Source organism: Nostoc sp. DedQUE07 (assembly GCF_034530975.2).
Classification (GTDB): domain Bacteria; phylum Cyanobacteriota; class Cyanobacteriia; order Cyanobacteriales; family Nostocaceae; genus Nostoc.
This window is the reverse complement of sequence record NZ_JAVRCC020000008.1, coordinates 210,098-222,280: the sequence shown is the minus strand read 5'-3', so window position 1 is coordinate 222,280 and position 12,183 is coordinate 210,098. Positions and strand designations below refer to the sequence as shown.

14 protein-coding genes are annotated in these 12,183 nt (G+C 43.2%); 7 read left to right on the top strand and 7 right to left on the bottom strand.

Features of this window, described 5'->3' with window-relative positions; translation table 11 throughout:
• Positions 1-309: 309 nt before the first annotated feature.
• Positions 310-2,841, top strand: coding sequence for a hypothetical protein (locus RMZ95_RS09770; protein WP_409882313.1), 2,532 nt, complete (start codon positions 310-312; stop codon positions 2,839-2,841).
• 234 nt (positions 2,842-3,075) lie between these two features.
• Positions 3,076-3,225, top strand: coding sequence for a photosystem I reaction center subunit VIII (psaI, locus tag RMZ95_RS09765; RefSeq protein WP_322670286.1), 150 nt, complete (start codon positions 3,076-3,078; stop codon positions 3,223-3,225).
• Between the two features lie 170 nt (positions 3,226-3,395).
• On the opposite strand, the gene RMZ95_RS09760 is transcribed toward psaI, so the two are convergent.
• From RMZ95_RS09760 to RMZ95_RS09735, 6 genes are all read right to left on the bottom strand, one after another.
• The gene (locus RMZ95_RS09760) at positions 3,396-3,515 is read right to left on the bottom strand and encodes a photosystem II reaction center protein J (protein WP_012411803.1); all 120 of its coding nucleotides are present in this window, start codon (positions 3,513-3,515) and stop codon (positions 3,396-3,398) included.
• A gap of 69 nt (positions 3,516-3,584) precedes the next feature.
• The gene (locus tag RMZ95_RS09755) at positions 3,585-3,707 is read right to left on the bottom strand and encodes a photosystem II reaction center protein L (protein ID WP_322670285.1); all 123 of its coding nucleotides are present in this window, start codon (positions 3,705-3,707) and stop codon (positions 3,585-3,587) included.
• A gap of 8 nt (positions 3,708-3,715) precedes the next feature.
• On the bottom strand, positions 3,716-3,853 hold the full coding sequence (psbF, locus tag RMZ95_RS09750) for a cytochrome b559 subunit beta (RefSeq protein WP_015115279.1): 138 nt from the start codon (positions 3,851-3,853) through the stop codon (positions 3,716-3,718).
• Positions 3,854-3,862: 9 nt separating this feature from the next.
• On the bottom strand, positions 3,863-4,111 hold the full coding sequence (gene psbE / locus RMZ95_RS09745; RefSeq protein ID WP_094348030.1) for a cytochrome b559 subunit alpha: 249 nt from the start codon (positions 4,109-4,111) through the stop codon (positions 3,863-3,865).
• A gap of 200 nt (positions 4,112-4,311) precedes the next feature.
• Positions 4,312-5,331, bottom strand: a complete 1,020-nt coding sequence (locus RMZ95_RS09740; protein WP_322686432.1) for a photosynthesis system II assembly factor Ycf48 — start codon at positions 5,329-5,331, stop codon at positions 4,312-4,314.
• 141 nt (positions 5,332-5,472) lie between these two features.
• The gene (locus RMZ95_RS09735; protein WP_094348032.1) at positions 5,473-5,808 is read right to left on the bottom strand and encodes a rubredoxin; all 336 of its coding nucleotides are present in this window, start codon (positions 5,806-5,808) and stop codon (positions 5,473-5,475) included.
• A 397-nt stretch (positions 5,809-6,205) separates the two neighbouring features.
• On the opposite strand from RMZ95_RS09735, the gene ndhC reads away from it, so the two are divergent.
• From ndhC to RMZ95_RS09720, 3 genes are read left to right on the top strand one after another with little or no spacing between them, the layout of a single operon-like run.
• Positions 6,206-6,568: a photosynthetic/respiratory NAD(P)H-quinone oxidoreductase subunit C gene (gene ndhC, locus RMZ95_RS09730; protein WP_012411797.1), complete on the top strand. Its 363-nt coding sequence runs from the start codon at positions 6,206-6,208 to the stop codon at positions 6,566-6,568.
• Entirely contained in the window at positions 6,559-7,296 is a 738-nt protein-coding gene (ndhK, locus tag RMZ95_RS09725; protein WP_322670283.1) for a photosynthetic/respiratory NAD(P)H-quinone oxidoreductase subunit K, read from the top strand. Before ndhC ends, ndhK begins: the two co-directional genes overlap by 10 nt.
• A complete protein-coding gene (locus RMZ95_RS09720; RefSeq protein ID WP_322686433.1) occupies positions 7,289-7,819 on the top strand; it encodes an NAD(P)H-quinone oxidoreductase subunit J in 531 nt (176 codons plus the stop codon). Before ndhK ends, RMZ95_RS09720 begins: the two co-directional genes overlap by 8 nt.
• Positions 7,820-8,175: 356 nt before the next feature.
• Here RMZ95_RS09720 and RMZ95_RS09715 read toward each other — a convergent pair whose 3' ends face one another.
• Positions 8,176-8,760, bottom strand: a complete 585-nt coding sequence (locus RMZ95_RS09715) for a Uma2 family endonuclease (RefSeq protein WP_322686434.1) — start codon at positions 8,758-8,760, stop codon at positions 8,176-8,178.
• 153 nt (positions 8,761-8,913) lie between these two features.
• On the opposite strand from RMZ95_RS09715, the gene fni reads away from it, so the two are divergent.
• Both fni and sppA read left to right on the top strand, forming a co-directional pair.
• Positions 8,914-9,963: a type 2 isopentenyl-diphosphate Delta-isomerase gene (fni, locus tag RMZ95_RS09710; protein ID WP_322686435.1), complete on the top strand. Its 1,050-nt coding sequence runs from the start codon at positions 8,914-8,916 to the stop codon at positions 9,961-9,963.
• A gap of 110 nt (positions 9,964-10,073) precedes the next feature.
• Positions 10,074-11,909 (top strand): signal peptide peptidase SppA, encoded by a 1,836-nt coding sequence (gene sppA / locus RMZ95_RS09705; protein WP_322686436.1) that lies wholly within the window; start codon positions 10,074-10,076, stop codon positions 11,907-11,909.
• Positions 11,910-12,183 lie beyond the last annotated feature (274 nt).

The following is a 12,183-nucleotide window of genomic DNA, read 5'->3' as shown; positions in this document are numbered from 1 at the left end:
GCAGAAACTGCAATTGAGCCAGATCGAGCGATCGCAGTTTCTGAAGGACTGGCAATTACTACAGATGGCAACCTCATTGTTGCGCCAGATGAAGAGAACTTGGAATATAGTGCCCCAGCAGAAACTGCAATTGAGCCAGATCGAGCGATCGCAGTTTCTGAAGGACTGGCAATTACTACAGATGGCAACCTCATTGTTGCGCCAGATGAAGAGAACTTGGAATATAGTGCCCCAGCAGAAACTGCAATTGAGCCAGATCGAGCGATCGCAGTTTCTGAAGGACTGGCAATTACTACAGATGGCAACCTCATGGTTGCGCCAGATGAAGAGAACTTGGAATCTCATGCCCCAGCAGAAACTGCAATTGAGCCAGATCGAGCGATCGCAGTTTCTGAAGTGGCAATTACTACAGATGGCAACCTTGTTACCACTGTTGCCTCAGATGAAGAGAACTTGGAATCTAATGCCCCAGCAGAAACTGAAATTGGGCTAGATCGAGCGATCGCAGTTTCTGAAGAATTGGCAATTACTACAGATGGCAACCTTGTTACCACTGTTGCCTCAGATGAAACGGAAGAAGATGAAGATATAGTTATCGATCTACCTGTAAGTCCTGTATGGCTCAAAGGAGAGACGGCAGAGCAGATTTTACAAAATTTAATAGATTTAGCTTTACCCACCTCTGAACTGCTGCCGCAAGATGAAAAAGTTACAGATTCTTCAGCAACACAACTACCGCCATTATTACTGCTAATTTTAAGTCAGGATAATTATATTGCTCGTTGGGGACAAGCTCTTATAATCAACGGGTATATAGAATTCCAAGAAAAGACAAATCTAGATTGGGATGAAACATCATCTTCAAAAAGCTTGCGGGCGCTTGAGGTAGAAATTGAACTGCGATCGCCCAAGAACTCGAAAATATTGACCAAAGTACGGCAACCCTTATCAGATAAGGAGTTGCCCTTTACCATCAATACCTCAATTGATATTCCTGCTGATTGTGAATCTAAGCTAATTTTGGCAGATATCAGTTTGTATGGGAAATTCGCCGATGCTGGCGAAGTCATGCCGTTAGCTACCCAGTCCTTCACCATTACAGCAGATGTAACAGAATTACTGGCAATCACAGCCGCAGCAAAATCTAGTACATCTTTAAATCACCTCATAGCAACATCGGACTCATCTGCTGCTTTCACAGAAACAGAGACACCTGTTAGGCTCGATTTAAAACTATTAAATCTGGTCAAAACTCCAAAAACAGACCAGTCTCAGATAGTTAATCCATCCCCAAACACACCTTTACCACCGCAAATTAACCTGCAAGTTCTGCGAGAAGCTAACCTGCGGACATCTAAGTTCAAGAATTCAAGCATTTCGTTGCCTCAATTACCGAAACTGCCCCCTATTCAAAGTGATGCCAACCTTCCCACAGATGTTGTTGCAGAACCACAGACACCGGAGGAGCTAAAAAAGGATGCTACTATAGCCACCATAAATTTAGAGCAGTTGGTCATCAAGCAACGTCGAATGCCAATAATCGAGACTACTTTGCCATACTTGAAACGGCTACAAGCTTTACCAGATGATGCCGAAGAAAAAGTAGAAAATAATGTTCTTTCAGATACATTGGAAGTTAAAGCGGCTGAAGACTTACCAAAGTTGGACGCAACTGTGGCTGAAGATGAAAATATACCTGAATTAGGAGTAGGTGACGCACAATTTCAGGAAGAATCTGTTGCTGAAATCGAAGCCCCGCAGAATGAACAATTTCAGGAAGAATCTGTTGCTGAAATCGAAGCCCCGCAAAATGCACAATTTCAGGAAGAATCTGTTGCTGAAATCGAAGCCCCGCAAAATGCACAATTAATTACAACCGGAAACCTTTATTCATCTCCCCTGCTCAGGAAGTGGATGCAGAGCCAAGGATACTCCTTGCCTGAATATATCAACGATCTGCAACCTCAAGATTACAATCACTATGTTCCACCGCAGCAGATACCCCTTCCTCCTAGTACAGAAAATGCGAATGTTGATGTTAACTTGCCATTAGACCTAAATGCCAACACGGAGAATAATCTGAACGAAAATTGGAGCCGTTCACAACTTATGTTGGCTGAAATGCCCAACGGACAAGAGACATGGGAAGAAGTCGAAGGATTGGCTCCTGAACTGGAGAACTTTGGGGAAGATATAGACACAGCGCAGGAAGTGGAACTAGGGATTGGAGAAAATACGGAAATAGAAAAAGTACTAGAAGAACCAACAATCTCATCGGCTCTGCTAACACAAGTACCGCCCCCTCCCCCTCCAATAAAAATAAATATAGCGTCAGCTTGGTTGGCGCAAGAAATCGTTGTAGATGATACAGATAGCGAACTGGAAGGCGATGCAAAAGAGAGTGACACCTTTGAAGAAAAGGAGCAACCACTGTTATATTCATCTTCTTCCTTACCTCTAATTGCGGCAGCCACTGAGCCTTTGCCAACTCCACATTTGTATGTGCCAGAAGGTGAATTAATTGCTGGCAAGTCTGTCATAGTGCGCGTAGTACTGCCGGAAGTACCTCTGCAAGTTGTTGTCAAGTTATGGCTTGAAGATTATCAAACTCGCTACTTACTAGATGGGCCGCATTTATTGACAAATTTACTTCCTAATGCATCGGGAGATTTGGAAGTGATGACACAATTAAACATTCCTTTTGGCTGTTTGGAAATTCGCTTAGGAGCGATCGCACTCGATCTAACAACCCAACAGGAGAGTCACAAAGTCACAATAGTGCGAACCGTGATTCCTCCAGACTTGCCAAGCTTGCAACTAGATGAACTCCTGGGTATGTAACTCAGGTATGAGGGGCATTGGGCATTGGGCATGGACGAGAGACAAGGTAAACAAGGAAGAGGGCAAAGACAAAGAAGAGACTTGTTCTAATAATTCCCTCTTGTCCCCTTATCCCCTTGTCCCCCACCTCCCAATTTCCCCTGTGTTAAAAATATGAAAGAATTTCAAAAATTTGGCAGAATTTGCAGTAAGCTCATCTTGAATTGTAGTGTGATTTCATAGGAACCTTTAACTATGGCAGCATCTTTTTTACCTACTGTCTTGGCTAGTACTTCGTACTTGTCTGCGATCTTCGTGCCCATAATTGGTTGGGTTTTGCCAGGTGTGGTCTTTGCGTTTCTGTTTTTATACATTGAAAACGACGATATCAGCGATATCAACTGATACTGATGTAGTCATTAGTCATTAGTCATTTGCAAAAAACAAAAGACAAAGGACAATTGACCAAAATTAATACCGCCCATCTCATAGAGACAGGCGGTTTTTTTAACGTTGATTTCTCAACAAATGCTAGAAAGTTCTAACTTATAGTATTCGGTTCAAACTAACTAATGTTAAATCGAAGAACCGAGTCCGGCGTAGGCACCATAAAAGAAAATGCCCAAGACTGTAATTATACCTAAACCTGCGATCGTAGCGACGACCCACAGGGGAATTCTCCCACTTCCAGACACAGCTTCTCTCCTCCCTTAACAACAAATCAACACACGTTCATAAACCAAGATTAACAACAGTACTTCTAATTAGTTAAAGAAGTAACTAGAAAACAGAATACCCAGAACGAAAATCATTAGTAATCCCAGGTATAGAGAAGTCCGGTTTAGTTCAACCGGCTGATTATTGGGATTAGGCGATCTTTCTACCATAATTGCTCCTAACGTTGAATAAATTGCATTGCGGCGATCGCGCCTAAAAAGAATACAGTTGGTACACCTAAGGTGTGTACTGCCAGCCATCTAACGGTAAAAATTGGATAGGTAACTGGTTGATTGATGTTGTTTCCGCTAGTCATGATCTCAAACTACTTTCCAATAAATTCTTCAACTTGTTTTTTAGCTTCAAAACGGTTCTTCACAATGGGCACTTCCTGCCGCGCTGGTGTGAAATACTCGTTGGGACGGGGTGTACCAAAAGCATCATAAGCCAGTCCGGTGCTGACAAATAGCCAACCAGCAATAAATAATGCCGGGATGGTGATGCTGTGGATTACCCAGTAACGAACGCTAGTAATAATGTCCGAAAACGGACGTTCTCCAGTGGTACCTGACATTTAGATCCCTACCTTATACATAGAGTGTTATTGAGTTTATTATCCTACAAAGTTAAGAAAGAGTTACAAGTTGCAAAGTTCTTCTCAGAAATAGGTATTGGGGATTGGGTACTGGGTACTGGGTATTGGGTACTGGGCATTGAGAAAACTCTTACCTAGTCCCTAATCCCCAGTCCCTAGTCCCTAGTCCCCAGTCCCCATTAAGCTGCTTCTGGGGAAGTTGTTTCAGGATTTGGTAGATATTTGAGCAAAACGCCGCGATCGCCAATTATAAATCCCCGCTCTGGCTCTAAAAACACAATCTTGTACAAATTAGCTGCAACTTCTTCAACCTCACGGTCTTTTTCCCAGGTTTTGCCACCGTCGGCACTGCGTAGCAAATTACCGCTACCGCCACCTACCCAAATTTCATTGGGTGTGCGATATGCCAAATCCAGTAAACCCCAACTGGTGGATAACTCTGGATATTTTGCTTCTTGCCATTCTTCAGGTTTAGTTGGGTCACTAAACTGAACTTGACCTCCTCTAGCTAGCAACCACAATTGCCCATTGTCACCAAAGCCCATGTTTTCTACTCGCCGAGAACTATTGCGGTTATGGGGAACCCAAGCATCTTGGCCTGGTTCCCAAGTCGAGTAGAAACTCCCCTTAGCGGAAACGGCAACATACTTACCATCAGCAGAACGCTCTAAGTTACGCACCACACCCACTGCTGATTCCACTTGGGCTTTCCAGTTTTTGCCGCCGTCTGTGGTCTTATATATGGCTCCAACATTAGTAGCCATTTCCGCTGTATTGTCTGCTAGCGCCTTAACTGCGATCGGACTACCTGGTAGCTTTTCGCTCAGGGGGATACGCGACCAAGAAGCACCTTCATCGGTAGTGTGTAGTAAAAGTCCAGGCTCTCCGGCAATCCAGCCTTCTTTACCTACAAAACTTACTGAGTCAAAGCGATACTTCTGCTCATCTAGTTGCAGTGTTATTGGTTTCCAGGTATTACCACCGTCATTGGTTTCCAATAGTGTGGCATTGCTACCGACTAAGTAGCCATGCTCAAGGTTATCAGTAAAAGCAATATCCAATAAATTTGAGTCTGTTGGCACAGAAATGACTTTCCAAGGGTTGTAGCTAACAGAGGGAACTTGGCTACAACCTATGCAGATCGCGACTACTATTAACAAGGCAAATATTCGTTGCCAACCTTTCACAATTGAATGCATCAGTATTTCTTAGTTATTTCTAAATTTTGGTAGCAGTTGGCAGCCAGGATGCTGTAAAGTCCTGGCTTTTTCATTTTGAATTTTGTTAGCGCAGTGTAAAGCCTCTGGTAGAGAGCGTTATTTGGAATTGCTTAAAGGCTGTCATTGTAAGCCGTAAAGACTGATAAAAAACAAGAAGCCAAGAGCCAAAGCACCAAAAATTAGGATATTCTTTTGGGTTGGCGTTAGGTTGTTAACACCCAAACCATAACCGAGATTTTCTTTAAAGCCGGATGCAGTACCGGCAGGGCCGATGTTGGCAAAAGCAGTCTTTTTAGCAGAACAAACTGGACAACGCCAATTTATGGGCAGTTCTGCAAAGCTTGTCCCTGAAGCAATATCATCTTTGTCGTCTCCCTTTTCGGGTTCGTAAACATAACCGCAGGCGCGACACTCGTAGCGGTCTAACACCGTAGTCTCAACAGCTGGTTCGCTCATGGCTAAGGCCTCGCAAAGGAGAAATCTTAAATATACGTTAAAAATTATGACATAATTGTTAGGCTTTTCTATCACTAGCAAAAGCGAATCAAATACCTAAAGTGCGTCTGTTTCCCAGATTTCAGAAAAACCAAACAGATATAATGTAAAAGAAAGTTACGCAGTTAAGGGATTGGGCATGGGGCATTGGGCATGGGGCATTGGGTATGGGGTATCAAGAGGCAGAGGTGCAAAGGGGCAGAGGGGCAGAGGGGAAAGAACTTATACAAGAACTCTCCCCTGCTCCCCTGCTCCCCTGCTCCCCTGCTCCCCCACTCCTAAAATCCTTAATCTCTAGTCATCAGTACTCAATCTCCACTCACTACTTAAAATACTCCATAAGCGGTAGATACTCATTGTGTTTGTCCTCAGCGGTTACGAGTACCTTCTAGGTTTCTTCATCATCTGTAGCCTAGTACCTGCCTTAGCGCTCTCAGCTTCCAAGCTCCTACGACCCAGTGGTTACGCTCCAGAACGTCGCACCACTTATGAATCTGGCATGGAACCCATCGGGGGAGCCTGGATTCAGTTCAACATTCGCTACTACATGTTTGCTCTGGTCTTCGTCGTCTTTGATGTGGAGACTGTTTTCTTGTATCCTTGGGCGGTAGCTTTCCACCGTTTGGGGCTATTGGCTTTTATTGAAGCGCTAGTCTTTATTGCAATTCTTGTAGTCGCTTTAGTTTACGCATGGCGTAAAGGAGCTTTGGAATGGTCTTGAATTCTAACTTAACAACCCAGGGTAAAGAACGAATCATCAACCCCATTGAGCGTACCAATGTCACTCAAGACCTTTCAGAAAACGTCATTTTGACGACGGTTGATGACCTCTACGACTGGGCGCGGCTTTCTAGTTTGTGGCCGTTGCTGTTTGGTACTGCTTGCTGCTTTATTGAGTTTGCAGCCTTAATTGGCTCTCGATTTGACTTTGACCGTTTTGGGCTAATTCCCCGTTCTAGCCCCCGCCAAGCCGATTTAATTATTACGGCAGGGACTATCACGATGAAGATGGCTCCGCAACTAGTGCGTCTTTACGAACAAATGCCAGAGCCAAAGTATGTAATTGCGATGGGTGCTTGCACAATTACTGGCGGGATGTTCAGCGTTGATTCCCCCACAGCAGTACGCGGAGTCGATAAACTGATTCCTGTGGATGTGTACTTACCTGGTTGTCCTCCCCGTCCAGAAGCAATTATCGACGCAATCATTAAGCTGCGGAAGAAAATCTCCAATGAGTCGATGCAAGAGCGGGGTAAAATTAAGCAAACTCACCGCTATTACAGCACGACTCATAACCTGAAGCCAGTAGAGGAAATCTTAACTGGTAAGTATTTGCAGTCAGCAACTCGCTCTGCACCACCGAAGGAATTGGCGGAAGCGATTGGTATGCCAATACCACCTGCACTGCTGACAGAAAAGGCGCAAAAGGAGGAACAAACCCGTGGCTGAAGAAGAATCTAAACCAGTACCAGCAGCGAAAGAAGAAGCATTGGTACAAGCGGGTAAAGTTTCCCAGTGGTTGACGGAAAATGGCTTTGACCATGAGTTTTTAGCACCGGATAAGAATGGTGTAGAGATAATTAAGGTGGGGGCAGATTTCTTGCTTCCTACCGCTACAGCCCTTTATGCTTATGGGTTTAATTATCTCCAGTGTCAAGGTGGTATAGACCTTGGTCCAGGACAAGAATTGGTGAGTATGTATCACTTGATTAAAGTCGGTGATAATAGCGATCGCCCCGAAGAAGTTCGAGTTAAAGTGTTCTTACCACGGGAAAATCCTGTAGTGCCTTCTGTGTACTGGATTTGGAAGACCGCAGATTGGCAAGAGCGCGAGTCTTACGATATGTTCGGCATTATCTACGAAGGACACCCAAATCTCAAACGGCTTTTGATGCCGGAAGATTGGGTAGGTTGGCCTTTGCGGAAAGATTACGTCTCACCCGATTTCTACGAGTTACAGGACGCTTATTAGAGATTGCTGAGTTTTAGCAGTAATTAACCCCTTTCCGGTGGCGGAGAGGGGTTATGTTTTTGGTGTTTCATGTCAGGGACTTCCAAAGAATAAATTTTTTTGTCAGCTTGACCCCAGTTTCATAGGTTTGAGTGACTAATTGAACAAATTGTTAGTGGCATAGTTTATTTTCTGGAAGTCCCAATTTAATCGATTGCAGCACATTAATCCTCTTGTGTTACTCTAGGCAAAGTAAAAATATAAATAAGGGATATTGAAGTTTTGAAAAAGTGAATGATTCAAATTATTGACAATTATTTGGAGATGAAAAAATCCTTCAGATGAGTCTTTTTCAAAAATCAAATCCGATTCCTATATTATTCCTCAATCAACTCAAAATTCACCCGTTCGTAAATATCACGCAAGGTAATTTGAAAACCGATAGAATCTAAGACTAAAACTGCATCTTCACCTTCATATTCCTTAAAAATCCATTGACCTTCTGCTTGCTTTGCAAATTGTTCTACAGCAAAACTATACTGGTCAATCATAATATATTCCTGAAAAGAAGGAATTGAGCGATAATATTTAAACTTATCTGTTTTGTCATAATTTTTAGTTGAATTTGATAAGACTTCAACAATTAACAAGGGATTAGTAATAATTGTTGTACCTGTTCCTTCGTAAATAGGCTTACCTTTGATGACGATTACATCAGGATAAGTATAAATGCGATGACGAGGTATTGATAATTTTACATCGCCTATGTAAATCTCATAATCTTGTCCTTGCACTGTCAAGGGAAACCTTTTATAAAAATTACCTGCAATCTTATTGTGGTTGGTTGTCCCCCCTGTTATGGGTATAATCTCTCCATCTCTGTATTCATTTTTATATTCAGCTTTCTCTTCTAATTCCAAATATTCTTCTGGGGTGTAGCGCTTTTCTGTTTGTAAAACCATATTAATTAACTCATAAAATGGAGGAATGATTCTGTTATCAATAGCGTAACGTACCCTATTGATAGGCAAAATAAATATTTTTGTTATACAAATACGGTTGCAGACAATGTAACAATAGCGATCGCAAGCCAATACTTTTAGCCATACCCACCAGTGAACGCCCCTACCAATATCTCTGCACAAACTCAGAATCGCAAAGCCGATCACATTCGCATCTGCTTAGAAGAAGATGTTCAGTGCGATCGCATCACCAATGGATTAGAACGTTATCGTTTCACTCATTCTTGCTTACCCGAACTCAATTACAACGATATTGATATCAGTACAACTTTCCTGGGGAAACACCTTGGCGCACCTTTGTTAATTTCTTCCATGACTGGCGGAACAGAACAAGCCGCAATGATTAACCAACGTTTGGCCCGAGTCGCACAACACTACAAAATTGCAATGGGTGTTGGTTCTCAGCGAGTAGCCGTGGAAAAACCCCAGGTGGCTGATACTTTTGCTGTCCGCAAGTATGCCCCTGATGTTCTGCTACTTGCAAACTTGGGGGCTGTGCAACTTAATTACAAGTACGGCTTGGATGAATGTTTGCGCGTAGTTGATATTTTAGAAGCTGATGCCTTGATTTTACACATTAACCCTTTACAAGAGTGCATTCAACCCAAAGGTGATACAAATTTTCGCGGTTTGCTTGACAAGATTTCTACATTATGCTCAAAATTGCCAGTACCAGTGATTGCGAAGGAAGTTGGTAACGGCATTTCAGCAGCGATCGCCGAAAAACTGATCGCGGCGGGGGTAGCAGCAATTGATGTCGCGGGTGCAGGGGGTACTTCTTGGGCAAAAGTAGAAAGCGAACGAGCAGAAAATCCCTTACAACGTCGTTTAGGGAGGACATTTGCCGATTGGGGTTTACCGACAGCAGAGTGCATTACAACTATTAGAGCGATTGCCAAAGATGTGCCTTTAATTGCTTCAGGAGGTTTGCGTCATGGATTGGATGTTGCAACTGCGATCGCCTTGGGAGCAGATATAGCTGGTTTAGCAATGCCTTTCTTGCAAGCCGCAGCAATATCAGAGACAGCAGTTGCGGAACTCGCTGAGGTATTAATCGCTGAAATCACCACAGTCTTATTTTGTACTGGCAATGCCACCTTGTATCAGTTAAAGCACTCTGGCAGTTTACAGCGCATAGAATAAGTAAATAGGTCATTAGTCATTAGTCATTCGTCATTTGTCCTTTGTCATTTATAAATGCCCAATGCCCAATGCCCAATGCCCCATGCCCCATGCCCAATGACTAATAACTAATGCGTAATTTTATCAAACAAACTTTTGCTAGTTTAGTTGGCACTTTACTAGGACTAATTATTTTCGCTGGTCTGGGAACCACTGGACTGTTCTTGCTGATATTGGCTGCTAGCTCGTCTAAAGATACTGGGCCAAATGTAAAAAATAAGTCAGTGTTGGTTTTTGACTTGTCAATGAAAATTACTGATGGCGAACCTAGTTCAGGCGAACTGTTTCAAAACACAATCTCAGGTGTGGATGAAGATAGAATGGCACTCCGCAAAGTTGTGGAAACTTTGGAAAAGGCGCGGCGCGATCCGCGCATTGTCGGGATCTATGTGGATGCAACGAACACAAGCCAAACTGGTAACGTTGGCTATGCTTCTCTGAAAGAAATTCGGAAAGCGCTGGAGGAGTTTCGCGCTGCGGGGAAAAAGGTTGTCGCCTATGGCAGTGATTGGAGTGAAAAGGAATATTATGTTAGTTCAGTGGCAGATTCCATTGTCCTTAACCCTCTGGGAATGATGGAAGTCAACGGTTTGAGTTCACAACCAATGTTTTTAGCGGGAGCATTACAGAAGTATGGCATTGGCGTTCAAGTCGTGCGAGTCGGGAAATTTAAGGGAGCTGTTGAGCCGTTTATTCTCAACAAGTTGAGTCCAGAAAACCGCGAACAAACTCAGAAATTGTTGGATGATGTTTGGGGAGAGTGGCGCACTGCTGTCGGCGCAAGTCGGAAAATTGAACCCAATAAGTTACAAGCGATCGCAGATAATCAATCGTTACTAGAAGCCACACAAGCCAAAACTAGCGGTTTAGTCGATCGAGTACAATACCCCGATGAAGTTGTCGCTGACCTGAAAAAGTTGACAAATAGCGATAAAGAAGATAAAACATTCCGACAAATTAGCCTGAATAGCTACGCACAAGTTTCTGGTAAATCTTTGGGTGTAGAACGTAACTCCAAAAATCAAATAGCTGTTGTTTATGCTGAGGGCGAGATTGTCGATGGTAAAGGAGAAGATGGGCAAGTAGGAGGCGATCGCTTTGCGAAAATCTTCAACAAGCTGCGACAAGATAAAGATGTGAAGGCTGTTGTATTACGAATTAATAGTCCTGGTGGTAGCGCTACCGCAGCCGAAGTCATGCAGCGAGAAGTGAAATTAACTCGTGAGGTAAAACCAGTTGTAGTGTCAATGGGTGATGTCGCCGCCTCTGGTGGTTATTGGATTGCTAGCGACTCTAATCGCATTTTTGCAGAACCAAATACCATTACAGGTTCTATAGGAGTGTTTGGGATCTTATTCAATGGGGAAAAGCTGGCTAATAATAATGGTATTACTTGGGATTCAGTGAAAACCGCACGCTATGCTGACAGTCAAACAGTTTCGCGTCCGAAATCGCCTCAAGAGTTAGAAATTTATCAGCGCAGTGTTAACCGTATTTATAATATGTTTCTGAATAAAGTTTCTCAAGGTCGGAAACTCCCAGAACAAAAAGTAGCAGAAATTGCCCAAGGAAGGGTTTGGTCGGGTGAAGCGGCCAAAGAAATTGGTTTGGTGGATGAGATTGGTGGTTTGAATACTGCGATCGCTTATGCTGTCAAGGAGGCGAAACTAGGAGAAGACTGGGAAGTGCAAGAATATCCTCGCACTAGCAGTTTTGGAGAACGCTTTTTTGGGCGTGCAACAGAAGAGGCGCGGACTGCTTTCGGGATTGAGTCAGCGCAACTCAAATCAGCCAATCCCCTCACCACCGAATTCCAAAAATTACAACAAGAAGTTGAGATTCTGCAAAAGATGAACGATCCACAAGGGGTGTATGCCCGCTTGCCTTTCAACTTGAAGATTGAGTAGATATTTTTTTGAGCATCAATCAACAGTTCAGATCAACCCAAAACGCAGATTGTAGAGACGCGATTCATCGCGTCTTGAAAAACCAATTATCTACACCAAACCCTTAACCCAAGCCTATGAGGCAAAACTTACCGAATACTAATTTGTGAAACTAGCTTTGAGGCTTTGTAGTCAGGATTTTAGTACTGAGAAAATAAAAACCAAAGTTCTTACTACAAAATTCTTTACCCATAATTTAAAGACAGACCAGTACGGCGAAGCCCATGAGTTTACC

Coding starts and splice junctions, on each gene's coding strand:
- RMZ95_RS09770 (WP_409882313.1), top strand. CDS start 310: ATGGTTGCGCCAGATGAAGAGAACTTGGAATCTCATGCCCCAGCAGAA.
- psaI (WP_322670286.1), top strand. CDS start 3,076: ATGGCAGCATCTTTTTTACCTACTGTCTTGGCTAGTACTTCGTACTTG.
- RMZ95_RS09755 (WP_322670285.1), bottom strand. CDS start 3,707: ATGGTAGAAAGATCGCCTAATCCCAATAATCAGCCGGTTGAACTAAAC.
- psbF (WP_015115279.1), bottom strand. CDS start 3,853: ATGACTAGCGGAAACAACATCAATCAACCAGTTACCTATCCAATTTTT.
- psbE (WP_094348030.1), bottom strand. CDS start 4,111: ATGTCAGGTACCACTGGAGAACGTCCGTTTTCGGACATTATTACTAGC.
- RMZ95_RS09740 (WP_322686432.1), bottom strand. CDS start 5,331: ATGCATTCAATTGTGAAAGGTTGGCAACGAATATTTGCCTTGTTAATA.
- RMZ95_RS09735 (WP_094348032.1), bottom strand. CDS start 5,808: ATGAGCGAACCAGCTGTTGAGACTACGGTGTTAGACCGCTACGAGTGT.
- ndhK (WP_322670283.1), top strand. CDS start 6,559: ATGGTCTTGAATTCTAACTTAACAACCCAGGGTAAAGAACGAATCATC.
- RMZ95_RS09715 (WP_322686434.1), bottom strand. CDS start 8,760: ATGGTTTTACAAACAGAAAAGCGCTACACCCCAGAAGAATATTTGGAA.
- sppA (WP_322686436.1), top strand. CDS start 10,074: ATGCGTAATTTTATCAAACAAACTTTTGCTAGTTTAGTTGGCACTTTA.